This window comes from Rathayibacter tritici, from assembly GCF_001641005.1.
Classification (GTDB): Bacteria; Actinomycetota; Actinomycetes; order Actinomycetales; family Microbacteriaceae; genus Rathayibacter; species Rathayibacter tritici.
This window is the reverse complement of sequence record NZ_CP015515.1, coordinates 1,533,105-1,548,897: the sequence shown is the minus strand read 5'-3', so window position 1 is coordinate 1,548,897 and position 15,793 is coordinate 1,533,105. Positions and strand designations below refer to the sequence as shown.

The following is a 15,793-nucleotide window of genomic DNA, read 5'->3' as shown; positions in this document are numbered from 1 at the left end:
GCGAAGGGCCCTCACACCGAAGGCCGAGAGGTCCGATTCGGCCCACATTGGGTCATCTCGGCGCACTCGGCCTTCGTTGTGACGCTCAGCGGGCGGCGGGGGCCTCGCCGGGCTCGGCGCCCTGCACGATCGGGACGCGCACGGCGCTGCCCCACTCCGTCCAGGAGCCGTCGTAGTTGCGGACGCCCTCGAAGCCCAGGAGGTGGGTCAGCACGAACCAGGTGTGGGCGGAGCGCTCGCCGATGCGGCAGTAGGCGATCACGGAGTCGCCGTCCTTCAAACCGGCGCCTTCGCGATAGATGCCGTTCAGCTCGTCCAGGGGCCGGAAGGTGCCGTCCTCGGCTGCGGCCCTGCCCCACGGCACGTTCTGCGCGCTCGGGATGTGGCCGGCCCGCAGAGAGCCCTCCTCCGGGTAGGCCGGCGCGGTGGTGCGCTGGCCGGTGAACTCCTCGGGGGAACGGACATCGATCAGCGGGTTGCCGAAGTGAGCGAGCACGTCGTCCTTGAACGCGCGGATCTCGGCGTCACTGCGCTCGAGCACCGGGTACTCGGCCCGCTCCGGTGAGGAGGCCTCGGTGGTCGTCGGGCGGCCCTCGGCGATCCACTTGTCGCGCCCGCCGTCCAGCAAGCGCACATCCGCGTGACCGAAAAGGGTGAAGACCCAGAGCGCGTACGCGGCCCACCAGTTGTTCTTGTCGCCGTAGATGACGACGGTGGTGTCGCGGGCGATGCCCTTGCCGCCGACGAGCGCGGCGAACGCGGCTCCGTCGATGTAGTCGCGCTGCACCGGGTCATTGAGGTCGGTGTGCCAGTCGATCTTGACCGAGCCGGGGATGTGGCCGGTCTCGTAGAGCAGGACGTCCTCGTCGGACTCGACGATGACCAGGCCGGGAGTGCCGAGGCGCTGCTCGAGCCAGTCGGCGCTGACGAGCCGCTCGGGGTGCGCGTAGGAGGCGAACTTCGGAGACGGATCGGTTTCGACGGACAAGGAGGACCTCCAGAATGGTGCGCGGAGCGCGGGCGTGATTCCACGGCGGGCTACGCTGGAGCCCGCCCTTCAGCGACAGTACGCGTCCGCGGACGACGCCGCACGGAGGGCGCCGTAAGAGTTCGACACAGAACCGCGGCGGCTCCGTGCCCGGCGCGGCCGCCGCCCGTGAGCGCACCGGCCCCCGCCCTGCGCAGGATGCGAGACGCGAGTGAGCCCCGACGACGTCCGATCGACGAGCAGCCTGACTGCGCGCTCGCCCCAGATCAGCGGGCACGAGATCGCGTCGACCCTGGTACCCCCGCGCCAGTTCGAGGGCGCCACGTTCGAGAGCTACCGCCCCGACCCCGAGTACCCCTCGCAGGCCGCAGCGGTCGAAGCGCTGCGTGCGTTCGCGGCGGGCGGCGGGTCCACGGGCGGCGGAGGCGGCTTCCTCGGCTTCGGGAGGAAGAAGGCGCCGGCGCTCAAGCCGGGCGTCTACCTCGACGGCGGCTTCGGCGTCGGCAAGACCCACCTGCTCGCGGCGATCTGGCACGCGGTGCCGGGACGCACCTCCTTCGGCACCTTCATCGAGTACACCGCGCTCGTCGGCGCCCTCGGCTACGCGGCGACCGTCTCGCTCCTCAAGGGCTCTGCGCTGCTCTGCATCGACGAGTTCGAGCTGGACGACCCGGGCGACACGATGCTGATGACGCGCTTGCTGGGCGAGCTCGTCGCCTCCGGAACCCGCATCGCGGCGACCTCGAACACTCCGCCGAACGCTCTGGGGGAGGGACGCTTCGCCGCCGCCGACTTCCTCCGCGAGATCCAGTCGATGGCCGCGCACTTCGACACGATGCGGATCGACGGCACCGACTACCGGCGCCGCGACATCGAGGGCCATGCCGTGGTGCGCACCGATGCCGAGATCGACGCGCTCGTCGCGGCCGCCCCGACCGGCTCCGTCGTCACGGACGATTCCTTCGCCGACGCGGTGCGCCATCTGGGGACAGTGCACCCCTCGCGCTACATCAAGGTAATCGACGGCGTCGACACGATCGTGCTTCGCGACGTCGCGACCCTCACCGACCAGACCGACGCGTTGCGCCTGGTGGCGTTCATCGACCGGGTCTACGACGCGCAGATCCCGGTGCTCGCCTCCGGGACGCCGCTGGACGAGGTCTTCGGCGGCGACATGCTCAGCGGCGGCTATCGGAAGAAGTACCTGCGCTCGATGTCGCGCCTGATCGCGCTGACCTCGATGGCGGCGCGCTCCTAGCTCCGGATCGGCGCATCTCCGACGAACCCGGGACCGTCATCGGTACCGATCGCCAGCGCTGCGTCACGCGCTTGTTACACGGCGGCCCCATCCGTAACCTCCGCGAAACGCGGTGCCGCACGGGACGAAACCTCTCGCGACCAGACTGTCGCTACCCGAGGTGACCCGACACCTGCGTGTCTCGAGGCCGCGCACCGACGCAGCGTCCTCGCTCCGGGCTTTTCTCTGCACATTCACGAGAGGTTCAACAATGGATCAAGGCAATACCGCGTTCCTGCTCATCGCAGCCGCGCTGGTCCTGCTCATGACCCCCGGACTCGCCTTCTTCTACGGCGGTCTGGTGCGTGCAAAGAGCGTCATCAGCATGATGATGCTCAGCTTCGGAGCTATGGGACTCATCGGAGTCCTCTGGGTCTTGTACGGCTACGCGATCGCCTTCGGCAACGGCCCGGCAGGCCCCGCGGGCACCGACACCTTCGTCGGCATCGACGGCGTCCTCGGCATCGACACCGCCCAGATCGGCCTGCAGGGCCTCTACACCGACGCGCTCGGCGAGCAGAGTGCGGCCTACCCGACGCTGGCCTTCGCTGCATTCCAGGCGACCTTCGCGATCATCACCGTCGCGCTGATCTCCGGCGCAATCGCCGACCGCGCGAAGTTCGGCGCCTGGATGGTCTTCGCCGGCGTCTGGGCGACGGTCGTCTACTTCCCGGTCGCGTCCTGGGTCTTCAACTTCACCCTCGGCGACGACGCGAGCGTCGTGGACGGCGGCTGGATCGCCTACGGCGTCGGCGCGATCGACTTCGCCGGCGGCACCGCGGTGCACATCAACGCGGGTGCGGCGGCCCTCGCCCTCGCCCTGGTGCTGGGCAAGCGGGTCAACTTCACCAAGGGTGCGCACCAGCCGCACAACCCGCCGTTCGTGCTCCTGGGCGCCGGACTGCTCTGGTTCGGTTGGTTCGGCTTCAACGCCGGCTCCGAACTCGCGGCCGACGGCATCGCGGCTATCGCGTTCCTGAATACCATCGCCGCCCCGGCCGCCGCGATCCTCGGCTGGCTCGTCGTCGAGAAGATCAAGGATGGCAAGCCCACCTCCATCGGTGCCGCCTCGGGTGCGGTCGCCGGCCTCGTCGCGATCACCCCAGCTTGCGCGAGCCTGTCTCCGTTCTGGGCGATCGTCCTCGGCGTCATCACCGGTGCGGTCTGCGCCCTGGCGATCGACCTCAAGTACCGCCTCGGCTACGACGACTCGCTCGACGTGGTCGGCGTGCACCTGGTCGGCGGTCTGATCGGAACGCTCTACATCGGCTTCTTCGGCACCGGCGTCGGCCTGTTCCTCACCGGCGACGCAAGCCAACTCGGCAAGCAGGCCCTCGCGGCCTTCACCGTCCTGGTCTACTCGTTCGTGATGACGCTCCTCATCGGCTGGATCATCCAGAAGACGATGGGCTTCCGCGTGAAGAACGAGGACGAAATCGCGGGCATCGACACGGCCATCCACGGCGAGGCGGGCTACGTCCTGGCGGACTGACTCCGCGCCCTCCTCGCCACCGGACGGGGTGCCGGCTCTTCGGAGTCGGCACCCCGTTTGCGTCTCTGCACGGGCGGCGCGTCGTGAGAGACGGGGGAGCGCTCATCCGGGCTAGGGTTCCGGGGTGCCCTTCTCGCGCTCGGTCGTGTCCCTGCTCCTCCGGCTCCTCGGTCGCGCGGGCGCTCCACGACCGGACGTCGGCCCGCGGCCGCAGCGCCCGTACCTGAGCACGACGGCGCCGACACCCGGAGCGAGCGGAGTCGGCCGCACCGTCGAGGTCGACCCGAGCCGCCTGCGCGGCGTCCGCCTGGGCTATGCGCCCACGCCGGACGGCGACCCGGATCCGGGCGAGGTCGTGTGGACCTGGGTGCCCTACGAGGAGGACGACGGCCGCGGCAAAGACCGCCCGGTACTCGTGCTGGCGGTCGAGAAGTCGGGGACGGTGCTGGCCGTGCGGCTGAGCTCGAAGGAGCACACCGGCTACCTGCCCGTCGGGATCGGCGGCTGGGATAAGGACGGGCGCCCCAGCTGGGTCGATCCTGAGCGCGTGTTTCGGGTGCATCCGGCGGGGATGCGCCGCGAGGGCGCCGCGCTGGAGCGGACGCGGTACGACGCTGTCGCCCGTGTGCTCTCGGCGCGGTACGGGTGGCGCTGAGCGCTAGGCGCTGAGCGCTAGGCGCTGAGCGGTGTCGCCGGGACCAGCGCGACCCTCTCCGCTGGCGGCACCTCAGGCGGGATCGACGGGGACGAAGGCGCCATACTTCGCCGCGCGACCGTCGCCGGAGGACGTGCCGGTGAGCCTCCGCCGCACCCAGGGTGCGACGTGGTGGCGGTAATACTGCACTGTGCCACGGCGCGCAGGAGCGGCAGCGGGCGAGCCCGAAAGGTCCGCGGGCGGCGTCGGCGGCGTGACGCCGAGCGAGCAAAGGACCCGGTCGGCGACCCGGCGGTGCCCGCGGTGGCCGAGGTGTAGACGATCCTCCGCCCACAGCCCCGGATCGGCGAAGGCGGGATCGTGCCAGTTGTCGGCGACGACGACATCGCTCCGGTGGTCCGTCCGGCGTCGCACCGCGTCGGTCAGCGCGTCGCCGCGGCGCCGGATGAGGGAGCCGAGGGGGAGCCGCGGGGACGGATCGGGGCCGGCGAGGGCAATCAGGGTGACTCCCTCCTCGTCGCATCGTTCGAGGACGCGGAGGTAGGCGTCGGCGATCCGCTCGATGTCGGCGCGCGGACGCAGCATGTCGTTGCCGCCGCCGTTGAAGGAGAGGTGGGTCGGCCGCAGAGCGAGCGCGGGCTCGAGCTGCTCGGCGAGGATCGGTGCGATCAGACGACCGCGAATGGCGAGGTTGGCGTACTCGATCCGCTCACCGATCGCAGCGGCCCAGCCCTCGGCCGTGAGGTCCGCCCAGCCGCGTGGGGTGCCGTCCGGACGTTCGTCGCCGACGCCCTCGGTGAAGGAATCGCCGATCGCGACGTAGCGGACGGGTGTCATCGGCGGATCCCGGAGCTATGCATCGTCGCACTGTACCGCTCGGGAGCGAGGCTCAGGCGCGCGGCCTCAGGGGGGTTACTGGCGCCGAGCGGGCCGACGGCGACTCGGCAGAGGCGGTGCGGCTCGACGTCCGGGGTCGCGGGGCAGCCCGAAACCAGGCGGCGAGGGCGGAGTAGCGGCGGTGCCGGCGATGGTCGCGGTCGAGCTCGGCTGTGCCGCGGTAGCCGGAGCCGCGGGCTATCCGATCGAGGCCACCGAGCGTGACCGGGATGCTCGCCATCAAGACGTCCGCCAGCTCCAGGCGACTCTGGGCGAGATGCTCGTCGAGGCCGAGACCGTAGAAGCGCCGGAAGCGCAGCCGCAGCAGAATCACCGGAATGCGCAGCTCGGTGGCCAGCGCGGGGACGGTGAAGCGTCGATCGACGAAGCGCTCGTTGACGAGGGCGGCCGCCGCGATGGCGAGGACGTCCAGACGTCTGCGGGTGCCCGCGGGGCGGATGGTCGGGGGTGCGCAGTGGAGCAGAGGCATGTAGGGGAGACTCGCTCGGACGCCGGTCATGACGCTGTGGCGCGAGATCCGTCCGAGGTGGCGGGCTGGGCTGGCCGGCGCGCTGCGATACCCGGTCCCTCCTGCTCGACCTGTCGCTCCGGGTATGCCAGTCCTGGGCCGAGGGCTCTCCCTGGGTCTGAAAAGGCGGGATCGACGCGTCGAGCGGGTGATGAGCCGACCGGACAGGACCGCACTATCGCCGCATAAGCCGAGTCAGTCAATCCTCTTCTCCGTTCAGGACCAGGCGGAAAAAATAATGGAGCCGATTCTGACTAACTGTTCTATGCTGACACGGCTTCCCTGTTTCCGCTGAGGCGAAGGCAATCGGAATCAGTACTGTGAGCACTGCCGCTCTCTCACTGAACGCCTTCTCCTCCTCCTTCGATCGGTGTACCCAGAACGGACACGATCGGAAAGGTAGTTTCTTTCGTGACCCCTCGCGACATCGTCGTCGGCGACTCCGGCGACTCTTCCCGCACTGATTCCCGATCCGCCACCCGACCTCTCTCCTCTCTCTCGCGCCGCACAATTCTCGCCGGATCCGTCGCCGGCGCGGGCGCCCTCGCGTTCGCGACGCCCGCCCTCGCGGCCGGCGACCTCACCGCTGTGCCGCGTCTGCCGGGGGAGGTCTCGCGCCAGGCGACCGCGACCTCGAGGACCGGACGGAACCGCTACGAGATCATCGATGTCGTCGTTGCGGGAGACAGAGCCCGCCTGTTCGTGCCGCACGCGACACCCCCGTCGCAGAGCGTCGGCGCCTCGATGCTCTGGTACTACCACGCCCGCAACGGCACCCACACAGCACTGTCGAGCGCCTTCGCCTACTCGGCCGACCTCGCCGTGGATCGCGGAATCGTGAGCATCTGCCCGACCTTCGGCGGCAGCATCTGGACGAGCCCGAGGGCGATCGAGATCCAGACCGCCGTCGCCGCCTGGGCCACGGCGCTGTGGCGGATCGACGCGAGCCTGTTGCGCTCCGACTCCGGGGGCGGACCGCTGCTCGCCTGGGCGTACGGCAACCGGATGCTGCCGAACATCCGCGGCGCGTATCTCGTCAACAGCTCCTACGACATGGAGGAGAGGGCCGCGAGCGAGCCGGACAAGATCGGCCCCGAGTACGTCGATGCCGTGGCCGTCGTGGCCACGAACCCGGCGCGTCTCCCGGCGTCGGTGTGGCGCGGCGCGCGGCTGCGGATCACGGGGTCACCGGAGGACGTGGTCGTGCCGTTCGCCCTCCACGGCGCGGCTCTGCACGCCGCGGCGCTGCCGCTGGCGAAGGAGGCGACCCTGCGCTCGCACGCGGGAGAAGGCACCGGCGGCCACGCGGTACCGAGCTTCACGAATAAGGAGATGCTCGAGACCTTCCAGCGGTGGCTCGCCGAGGGGCCGGTGCCGCAGACGGAGCCGGAACCTGAGACGCCGCCCGTGTCCGCGCTGCCCGGGGCGGGTACCTACGAGAACGGCGCCGCGCAGATCGTCACGACCGGCACCTGGTCGACGTTGAAGGCCGCCGGGGACAGCGGAGGCAGCATCGCCTACTCCACCACGGCGGGCGCTTCTGCCACGCTCGCCTTCTCGGGCACCAGCGTGAGCTGGATCAGCCGGCTCACCGCATCCTCCGGCATCAACGAGGTGGAGGTGGACGGGGTGCCCGTCGCCACGGTCGACCGCTACAGCGCCACCACCCGCTCGAAGCAGACGGTATGGAGCAGCGGGCAGCTCGCCGCAGGAGCACACACACTAACGATTCGGCGCGGAAGCAGCCGCAACCCCGCCGCGAGCGGCACCACGCTGATCCTCGACGCGTTCGTCGTCGGCGACTCCGCACCCGCCCCCGTGACGAGCGTGCCCTCCCCGGTCGCCGACTGGTCCTTTGCCGAGAGCACTGCCCCCTTTACCTCGGCGGTCGCGGGGGCACCGGCGTTGCAGCAGGGCGTGGGATCCACGGCCCAGGTGGTCGCCACGCCGTTCGGGCCCGGAATTGCGATGAACGGGAAAACGGATCACCTCCTCGTGCCCAAGGGAGAGCTGGGTCCGCTCAATCTCGGCGCCTCGACGGGCCAGGTGACGATCGCGGTCTGGGTGCTCAACTCCGACCCGGACGGCGCCTGCCTCGCGGGTGTCTGGGAGGAATCGACGGTCGGCCCGCTGCGCTCTTACGCGCTGTTCAACAATCTGTCCGCGTACGGCGGCTGGGAGCGAGTGTGCATGCACGTCTCGAAGCTCGGCGGGCCCACCCCCGGCTACCCCCACTCACGCGACTATTCGGCGGAGCCCCGCCGTCTGACCCGTGGCATCTGGCAGCTGCACGTCGGCACCTACGACGGCAGCGTCGCGATCTCGTACCTCGACGGCACGGCGACCGCCTCTCCGAGCTACACCGACTCCCTCGGAGCGACCTACGCCAAGAATCCCTACGTCTACCCCGACGGATTGAACGCGACTCCGGGTGACTTCGTGGTCGGAGCGGTCGGCCGTGACGGCACGATGATCAATCGGTTCACCGGCACTCTCGCCCGGCTGAGAGTGTGGGACAGGGCATTGACTGCGGAGCAAGTGAAGCAGATCTATTCGGCCGAGAAATCCACTCTCGCCTGATGTCCCGGGGAGCGTGACACGGGCCTGATAAGAGCGAGAGTGCTCATCGGGCGATGGAAGAAAACACTTGGCGCTGTCCTCTCGGCGGTGACTCGACGCGGTCGGGAAAGGGGGTCGTCCCAGGCGGAGAGACGCCCGCGTCCACGACCGTCACCCCGAGAGACGGAGGCGACTCCAATACCTATGCGAGAAGGCGACCCGCGCAGCACCGCCCGAGTGCTGCGCGGGCCCGCCGCCGCGATCGGAGACCGCGACGCTCATACACTCGGATGATGCGACACGGCATCGTCATCCTTCCGCAGGACCCGTGGGCTCTGGCCCGCAGGAAGTGGCAGTCAGCCGAGGGATTGGGCTTTGATCACGCCTGGACCTACGACCACCTCTCCTGGCGCTCCCTCGCCGACGAACCGTGGGGCGCGAGCATCCTCACCCTCACCGCCGCCGCGCTCGTGACCGAGACCGTGCGCTTGGGCACCTTCGTCGCTTCGCCGAATTTCCGGCACCCGGTGCCCTTCGCCAAGGACATCGCCACCCTCGACGAGATCTCGGGCGGTCGGGCGATCCTCGGCGTCGGTTCGGGTGGCACCGGCTTCGACGCGCGCGTGCTCGGGCAACCGGAGTACTCGCCGCGACAGCGGCACGAGCGCTTCGCGGAATTCGTGACGGCCCTCGACACGCTGCTGCGCTTCGAGGAGCCTGGCTCGGGGGGCGTGAGTGTTGAGGGGGAATGGTTCACTGCCCGCTCGGCTCGGATGGTCGGCGAGCCCGCGCAGAGCCCGCGCGTCCCGTTCGTCCTGGCCGCGAACGGACCGAAGGGGCTGGCTCTCGTCGCCGAGCGTGGGCAGGGGTGGGTCACGACCGGACCCGGCGGCGTGTCGAGCGAGGAGTGGTGGCGGGGCGTCGCAGAACTCGGCCGCCGGCTCGACCAGGCGCTGGAGACCGTCGGACGCGACCCGCGCACCCTCGAGCGCCACCTCTCGCTCGACTCCGGAGGCGACTACTCCCTCGAGAGCGTGGCTCGCTTCGAGGACATGGCGGGTAGAGCCGCAGAGCTCGGCTTCACCGACGTGATCTCGCACTGGCCGCGGCCAGAGGGGATCTACGCCGGCGACGACGACGTCCTCTACGACGTCGCCTCGCGCTTCTGAGCAGGCCGTCATCCGAGTGTTCGATGCGCGACGAGCACCGTGCACCGGAGTGCGCGCCGGTCGAGGCGTGCTCCCGCAGCACGCGGCGGATGGCCGCACCGGGTGCGAAAGGATGAGGGCATGACGCTCCCGAACTCCCGGCAGACGACTCTCTCCCCTCAGCTGCTCGACCGCCTGACGCGGTGGTTCGACGGTGCAGCGCCCGTGGCGCCCTCCCTCAGCTGGGCCCTGTTCGACCGCGGTGGCCTCCTCGTTCAGCACGGGATCGGCGAGCACCGGCGGGACGGTGCTGCCCCGGGCCCCGACACCGTGCACCGGATCGCCTCGATGTCGAAGAGCTTCGAGGCGGCGGCCGTACTGATCCTGCGCGATCGGGGGCTGCTCGACCTCGACGATCGGGTCGGCGCTCACGTGCCGGAGTTCGCCGACCCGGTCAATGCCGCGGGCCGGACGATGCCCGTGACGATCCGGATGCTGCTCAGCAACTGCTCCGGTCTCCCGGAGGACAACGGCTGGGCCGATCACGTCATGGCGATGCCGCGCGCGGACTTCCTCGAGCTCATCAGCCGTGGACTGACCTTTACGGAGCGGCCGGGCGAGGTGTACCAGTATTCGAACATCGGCTTCTGGCTGCTCGGCGTCGTCGTCGAAAACGTTACGGGGGAGGACTTCGTCGCGTTCGCGACGCGGACGATCCTCGAGCCCCTCGGGCTCGGGCAGACTCGTTACGACGCCGACTCCTACCCGAACGGAACGGATGTCGCGCAAGGGTTCAGCAGCTTCGACGACGGCGTGACCTGGACAGTGCGCCCCGTCACCGGCACCGGAGTCGGAGCCTGCGCGGCGAGCATGTTCAGCACGGTCGGCTACATCGCCCGGTGGAGCGCCTGGCTGTCCTCGGCCTTCGACGGCGATGACGGGCCCGCGGACGAGGACGCGGTGCTCAGCCGCGCCTCCCGCCGCGAGATGCAGCGCGGGCTGACCCCGGTGCCCGCGCTCAGCCCGCGCGCCGTGGACGGCACGCTCGACGGTTCGGCCTACGGCTTCGGGCTCGTGATCGAGCACGACGTCCGCTTCGGCAGCATCGCCCACCATTCCGGCGGGCTGCCGGGCTGGTCCTCGAACATGCGCTGGCACCTCGACTCGGGCCTCGGCGCCGTGGTGTTCGCGACCGCGAACGGCGCGAAACTCGCCTCCGCCGCGGCCGGCGCCGTCGAGGCCGCGATCATCGACTCCGGAGACCTCACCCGCGCGCAGGCGGCGGGCAGCGGTGTCCTGTTCAGCCCCAATCTCCTGAGCGACGTGCCGGCCGAGGTGCGCGCGCGTCGCCTCGCCGCTGCGATCGCCCAGATCGGCGGGCTCGCGCAGAACCCAACCGCGCGGCCCCTGCGCGAGCGGCTGCTGTGGAGCGCCTCCGCGGCGCAGCTCGCCTTCAGCCTGCCGGGGCGCGAGGGGGAGCTCGAGTGCAGGATCGAGACGACACCGACGATTCCCGCTCTGCTCCAGCGCATGAAGATCGTGGTGCGCGCGGACCAGGCGGCGCGGGCCCCGGTGGTGCGCTCCTACCGCCCGCGGCTCGACTGAGCGGACGACGGCTCTCGCCGCCCAGGCGTGGCTCCTGCTGGACAGAGGACTGGTCGAACCTTCTCAGCCCGATCCGGAGGGAGCCGCCGGCCCCCGCGTGTACGGCGCTCCGGCCTGATCAACGTCCCAGCGGCCCGCGGGGGAGGGCCGGACCACTGCGGGCGGCGCAGGTGTCGAGCCCAGCGCGGAGTGCCAGCGGAAGATCGCGTCGATGCCGTCCTGATTCGCCCAGGACGGCGGGTTGTGGCCGAGGCTGTGCGTGCGGACGCTCGCCTCCTTCGCGGTCGATGTCGCCTTGTCGACGAGAGCACGACCGTGCAGGGCAGGCGGGACGCTCGTATCGGGGTGCGCCGTGTCCGAGACGACGACGCGGATGTTGGCTCCGGCCCAGGCGGAGGCGGGCAACCGCTTCGGATTGTGCGCGTCGACCTGGGCGGTGCTGCCGCCGAAGGCGCCGCCGATCGAGAAGCGGCCACGGACCGTGCGGTCGTAGATGTCGCGCAGGTCGTAAACACCGTTGATCAGGTACATGCCGTTGATGCCGGGGAAGACCTGGGAACCGTAGTTCTCGCAGGCCAGCGCTCCACCGGCCGACATCGCCCAGAGGTAGCTCGCGGCGATCGGGAACTGGTCTGAGAGGTAGGCGTAGCCGTCGCGCTGATGCTGCTGCGCAGTGTCGTTGGTCCACAGCGTGCCGCCGAGGCTCTGGCAGATCGCAAGGGCGCCCCGCTCGACGGCGAGCTCAGCCGGGTATGCGAAGACGGTGGACAGCGAGGTGTGGTCGGCCTGAGCGGAGTGGAGGAACCAGATCACCGGGGTCGGGGTCGCCTGCCTGGGCTCTACCGTCTGCGGGATACAGATGCGCGCGAGGTCGCCGTTGATCGAGACCGTGACGACGTCGTAGAGCACACCTCGATTCTTCGTCCTCAGGGACGTCGTGCGGCTCGTCTCCCCGGGCAGGCCGGGGACGGGGGAAGCAGCGGCAGCCGGGAGCGATGCCGCGCCCAGCGCGACAGCACCCGAGAGGGCTCCGCCGACGACGGTGCGCCGACGGAGGCCGAGAGCTCGGGAAGAAATGCCTGCTGAATCGTCGGGGGACATGAAATCTCCTCCTGCGGAGGCCGCTCGCCGACGGGATCGGCAGTACGGCCCGGATCGGCGGGGTCTGACTCCTTCACGCTAGCGGGAGATGCGGGCCCGCTGCCCCCTCGAATCGCGACACCCGCGCGACGGCGGGATCGGACGACCACGGCTCCCGCCGTCGTCCGACCCCGCCTGGGTCACCCTGCGCTGGCGCCTGCGCGCTTTCGACGGCGCCGGACGAGGCCGGTGATCACATCGATGACGACGAACGCCGCGAGACTAGCCCCCACCAGCGGCAGGAACAGTCCGACCGCGAGGGCGACAGCGAGGACCGCAGCGACACCCCACCAGGGGGCACGCTGGAGGGCGCCACGCGCAGGAGCACTGCCCACCGGTCGCCGTGGGTCGCCGGTGGGACGGCGCTTCCACCACATCAGGTAGCCGAGCACGACCATCGTGGCGATTCCCGCTGCGGTCACGAAGAGCAGCAGCTGATTGGGCAGGCCGAACATCGAGCCCATGTGCGTATCGATGCCCCAGCGGGAAAGCTTGGCGACCAGACCGAAGTCGGCGAAGTCGACGCGGTCGACAACCTGCATCGTCTCCGCGTCGATGGCGACTGCGTCGACCTCGGTCGGGAAGCTGCGCTGGATCTCCTGCACCACCCACGCCGACCCTTCGCCCGCGGGCGGTCGGATCTCGACCATTCCGGTGTTCACGTTGACCTCGCGAGCGAGCGAGAGGACGTCGTCGTAGGAGCCCCGCGGGTCGTCGACCGCGGCGGCCGCGTGTCCGACGTGTCCGCCGTGGCCCGCGTGTCCGGCGTGTCCGGAATGGCCTGCATGCTCGTCTCCGACGTCTCCCGTTCGCTCTCCGAGCGTGGTCTTCAGCGAGGGGGTCGTCCAGCCGAGCGCAGCGCGCAGGCTCTCGACGTTACCTCCGCCGTACAGGGACCAGGTGATCCCCGTCGCCGAGAGGAACAGCGCGCCGACAAGGAGCCAGATCCCGGTGGAGGCGTGCCAGGAGAACAGTCGCCGGTAGCCGGTTGTCCTCGGCGCGGGCCGGAACAGGTCCCTTCTCACCCGGGCCCGGCGGACGCGATTGATCCACAGGCCCAGGCCGGCGAGCGCCACAACACCCAGCCAGGAGGCGGCGAGCTCGCTGTAGGAGCGGCCGACGTCTCCCAGGTGGAGCGTGCGGTGCAGGTCGCTGACCCAGGTGCGCAGTGGCAGGGCGCCGCTGGTGCCGTAGGCGGTGAGATCCCCGCGGACATCGGCGGTCGCCGGGTCGATGAAGACCGCTCGAGTCTCGCCCGCTCCGAGTGACGGGTCCGCGAACATGACCCGGGTGGTGTCGCCCGGATCAGGGGCTGGGCGGACGGCGACAATGCGCTGCCCGCCCCCGGTGTACTCCTCGGCCGCGTCGATCTGGTCGGCCAGGGGCAGGGAGCGGTCAGCTTCGGGGACATGCAGCTCCTGGGCGTACACGAGCTGCTCGAGCTGCGGTGTGAGCGCGTAGAGCCCACCGCTGCCTGCGGCGACCAGGATGAACGGTCCGACGAACAGGGCGGCTAAGAAGTGCAGGCGCAGCAGCAGCTGCCCGAACCAGCCTGCACTGCTCCGGCGGGGCGAGCGCGGGGGAGGGGTGTCGGCGGATTCGCGGGGCTCACGGGCGGTGGTGGTCATCAGTGTGGTCCTTCGGTGCTGGCGTGCGGAGAAGTGAGGGTCGCCGACGGAGCCGCTCTCGGCGGTGCACGGCGGGATCGCGAGGGCTCCGGGATCACCGGGGAACCCGATGGCCGTCATCGCTGCAAAGGCGGACGGCGAAGCCCTGACGTCCGGCCGCGCTGGAGCGGGCGCGGAGGCATCACGACAGCGGCTCACCCGGACCCTCGGCAGAGTTCACGGCCGGGCCGGCGTCGGTCTCGTCAAGAAACTCGCTGGACGGGAGGGCCGCGGCGCGGGGCGGCCTGAGGGAAGACTCCTACCGCGAGCGGGAGGACGTCGCGGAGTTCGAACGAGGATCGCAGCGCAGGACGAGGCGCGGCAGCGGGCAACGGCGGCAGGCGCACCAGCCGGGTGACGAGGTGACCGGTCGTTGCCGCGATCCGGATCAGCATCGCCTCGCCGCGGTGCAGGAGGGCGATCGTCACGACCGCGGCGACCATGTGCGCGATCGACATCGATGACCCGGCCATCCCGGAGTGCGCCATCGCACCGCTGACCTCGATGACGGTGCCGTGATGTGCGTGCGTCGGCGCCGGGCCCGGGCCCTCGCTCGAACCGAGAACGAAGAGCGTGTGAAACAGCACCTGGCTCACCGCGACCGAGATCGTGACCCGGATCAACGACAAGCCCCGCCCCGCCAGCCCCACGCACACGAGTACCGACAGCACCAGCGGCACGGCGATGCCGAGCAGCCCCGGAATCGGCCCGCCCCGACGACGTGCGAGAACAGAGCGATCAGCGTCGAAACGGTCGCTGCCACGACACCCCGGAGGGTGCGGAGCGCACGAGTCGACGACACGCGACCAGTGTTGCAGACGCGAGGAGCGCGGCGAGGCGGCGCCGGCTCCGTCACTCCCTCCCGGCCCGAATCACTCCCTCCCGGCCCGAATCACTCCGCCGTCAAGCCGAGCGCCGCCAGCACCTCCGCGACCCGGTTCCGCGCCCGAAGGTCGAGCCCGCGGACCGGCCTCGGCAGGCAGTCCACCGCAACGAGCCCGAGCTGCTCCGCCATCGCCGCGACCACGCGGTAGCTGCCGCCGTACTCGGCGAAGAGATCCCAGAGCGGTTGCAGCCGCGCCGATTCCGCCGTCACCGCCGCCGAGTCGCCGGCGCGCACCGCCCGGACCATCCTCAGCGCCGTCTGCGGGAAGAGACCGCCCAGCACCGAATACCAGGCGTCGCAACCGGCGAGCAGTCCGCGCGCCGCCGCGTCGTCTCTGGAGACCCCGATGCCCACCTCCTTCGGGAGCAGATGCCGGATCGCCTGCACGCGCAGGGTCGCGGCTTCCTGCTCCGCAGGCACTCCGGGGATCTTGATCGACGCGACGTGCGGGAGCGCGGCGACGGCGGCGTAGAGATCATCGGTGAAGGTGACGTGCGTCGTCCCAGGGTTGTCGTAGACGACCAGCGGAACCGAGAGCTGCGCGGTGACGTCCTCGTAGAGTCCGAACACCTCCTCGTCTGTCAGGGCTGGTAGCTGAGCGGAGCCAGCAGCACCGCGCTCGCTCCGGCGTTCTGCGCGTCCTCGGCGAGCGCCAGCACCTGCGAGGTGCGCAGCGCTCCGATCCCGACGACGACGGGCACCGGGCCGGCGCTGCGTACGGCGATCTGCGCGGCCCGGCGGCGCTCGCCGCGGTCGAGGTACGGCGCCGAGCCGGTCGAGCCCAGCGCGCCGATTGAGTCGACCCCCGCACGGGCCAGCCGCTCGACGAGAGCCGCGAACGACGGCTCGTCGACACTGTCGTCGGTCAGGGGAGTGAGGGGGAAGGCACTGAGTCCGGTGAGCACGTCGATCCATTCGCTGGCAGTGTGGGAGGAGTCCGACTAGTCTCCC

At 70.5% G+C, this 15,793-nt stretch carries 14 protein-coding genes; 6 read left to right on the top strand and 8 right to left on the bottom strand.

Annotated features, from left to right (window positions below; genetic code table 11):
- Positions 1-85: 85 nt before the first annotated feature.
- Complete coding sequence (locus A6122_RS07025) at positions 86-988, bottom strand: sulfurtransferase (RefSeq protein WP_068253157.1); 903 nt, start codon at positions 986-988, stop codon at positions 86-88.
- A 211-nt stretch (positions 989-1,199) separates the two neighbouring features.
- Between A6122_RS07025 and zapE the strand changes: the two genes are divergently transcribed.
- From zapE to A6122_RS07010, 3 genes are all read left to right on the top strand, one after another.
- Positions 1,200-2,246: a cell division protein ZapE gene (gene zapE, locus A6122_RS07020; RefSeq protein ID WP_068253154.1), complete on the top strand. Its 1,047-nt coding sequence runs from the start codon at positions 1,200-1,202 to the stop codon at positions 2,244-2,246.
- A 250-nt stretch (positions 2,247-2,496) separates the two neighbouring features.
- Complete coding sequence (locus tag A6122_RS07015; protein ID WP_068253151.1) at positions 2,497-3,777, top strand: ammonium transporter; 1,281 nt, start codon at positions 2,497-2,499, stop codon at positions 3,775-3,777.
- Positions 3,778-3,901: 124 nt separating this feature from the next.
- On the top strand, positions 3,902-4,432 hold the full coding sequence (locus A6122_RS07010) for a type II toxin-antitoxin system PemK/MazF family toxin (RefSeq protein ID WP_084415871.1): 531 nt from the start codon (positions 3,902-3,904) through the stop codon (positions 4,430-4,432).
- A 72-nt stretch (positions 4,433-4,504) separates the two neighbouring features.
- Here A6122_RS07010 and A6122_RS07005 read toward each other — a convergent pair whose 3' ends face one another.
- Together A6122_RS07005 and A6122_RS07000 are read right to left on the bottom strand one after the other, a co-directional pair.
- Positions 4,505-5,269, bottom strand: a complete 765-nt coding sequence (locus A6122_RS07005) for an SGNH/GDSL hydrolase family protein (RefSeq protein WP_068253149.1) — start codon at positions 5,267-5,269, stop codon at positions 4,505-4,507.
- 52 nt (positions 5,270-5,321) lie between these two features.
- Positions 5,322-5,798, bottom strand: coding sequence for a hypothetical protein (locus A6122_RS07000; protein ID WP_146076654.1), 477 nt, complete (start codon positions 5,796-5,798; stop codon positions 5,322-5,324).
- A 450-nt stretch (positions 5,799-6,248) separates the two neighbouring features.
- Here A6122_RS07000 and A6122_RS06995 point away from each other — a divergent pair, with 450 nt between their 5' ends.
- From A6122_RS06995 to A6122_RS06985, 3 genes are all read left to right on the top strand, one after another.
- Positions 6,249-8,417: a LamG-like jellyroll fold domain-containing protein gene (locus A6122_RS06995; protein WP_068253143.1), complete on the top strand. Its 2,169-nt coding sequence runs from the start codon at positions 6,249-6,251 to the stop codon at positions 8,415-8,417.
- 272 nt (positions 8,418-8,689) lie between these two features.
- Positions 8,690-9,565, top strand: a complete 876-nt coding sequence (locus A6122_RS06990) for an LLM class flavin-dependent oxidoreductase (RefSeq protein ID WP_068257246.1) — start codon at positions 8,690-8,692, stop codon at positions 9,563-9,565.
- Between the two features lie 120 nt (positions 9,566-9,685).
- Positions 9,686-11,149 carry a serine hydrolase domain-containing protein gene (locus A6122_RS06985; RefSeq protein ID WP_068253119.1) on the top strand — a complete coding sequence of 488 codons (1,464 nt, stop codon included), beginning with the start codon at positions 9,686-9,688 and terminating at the stop codon, positions 11,147-11,149.
- Between the two features lie 63 nt (positions 11,150-11,212).
- Here the strand turns inward: A6122_RS06985 and A6122_RS06980 are convergent, their stop codons facing one another.
- The 5 genes from A6122_RS06980 to A6122_RS17555 all read right to left on the bottom strand — a co-directional run bounded on the left by A6122_RS06980 (position 11,213) and on the right by A6122_RS17555 (position 15,747).
- Positions 11,213-12,250 carry a hypothetical protein gene (locus tag A6122_RS06980; protein WP_146076653.1) on the bottom strand — a complete coding sequence of 346 codons (1,038 nt, stop codon included), beginning with the start codon at positions 12,248-12,250 and terminating at the stop codon, positions 11,213-11,215.
- Between the two features lie 179 nt (positions 12,251-12,429).
- Entirely contained in the window at positions 12,430-13,917 is a 1,488-nt protein-coding gene (locus A6122_RS06975) for a PepSY-associated TM helix domain-containing protein (RefSeq protein WP_068257244.1), read from the bottom strand.
- A 242-nt stretch (positions 13,918-14,159) separates the two neighbouring features.
- Positions 14,160-14,552 carry a hypothetical protein gene (locus A6122_RS06970; protein WP_167542354.1) on the bottom strand — a complete coding sequence of 131 codons (393 nt, stop codon included), beginning with the start codon at positions 14,550-14,552 and terminating at the stop codon, positions 14,160-14,162.
- A 296-nt stretch (positions 14,553-14,848) separates the two neighbouring features.
- A complete protein-coding gene (locus A6122_RS17560; protein ID WP_335720336.1) occupies positions 14,849-15,412 on the bottom strand; it encodes a dihydrodipicolinate synthase family protein in 564 nt (187 codons plus the stop codon).
- An 11-nt stretch (positions 15,413-15,423) separates the two neighbouring features.
- On the bottom strand, positions 15,424-15,747 hold the full coding sequence (locus A6122_RS17555; RefSeq protein ID WP_335720335.1) for a dihydrodipicolinate synthase family protein: 324 nt from the start codon (positions 15,745-15,747) through the stop codon (positions 15,424-15,426).
- Positions 15,748-15,793 lie beyond the last annotated feature (46 nt).

What these genes read in the sequence shown, in the direction of transcription:
- A6122_RS07015 (WP_068253151.1), top strand. Translation starts at nt 2,497, where the DNA reads ATGGATCAAGGCAATACCGCGTTCCTGCTCATCGCAGCCGCGCTGGTC.
- A6122_RS07005 (WP_068253149.1), bottom strand. Translation starts at nt 5,269, where the DNA reads ATGACACCCGTCCGCTACGTCGCGATCGGCGATTCCTTCACCGAGGGC.
- A6122_RS07000 (WP_146076654.1), bottom strand. Translation starts at nt 5,798, where the DNA reads ATGCCTCTGCTCCACTGCGCACCCCCGACCATCCGCCCCGCGGGCACC.
- A6122_RS06990 (WP_068257246.1), top strand. Translation starts at nt 8,690, where the DNA reads ATGCGACACGGCATCGTCATCCTTCCGCAGGACCCGTGGGCTCTGGCC.
- A6122_RS06985 (WP_068253119.1), top strand. Translation starts at nt 9,686, where the DNA reads ATGACGCTCCCGAACTCCCGGCAGACGACTCTCTCCCCTCAGCTGCTC.
- A6122_RS06980 (WP_146076653.1), bottom strand. Translation starts at nt 12,250, where the DNA reads ATGTCCCCCGACGATTCAGCAGGCATTTCTTCCCGAGCTCTCGGCCTC.
- A6122_RS06975 (WP_068257244.1), bottom strand. Translation starts at nt 13,917, where the DNA reads ATGACCACCACCGCCCGTGAGCCCCGCGAATCCGCCGACACCCCTCCC.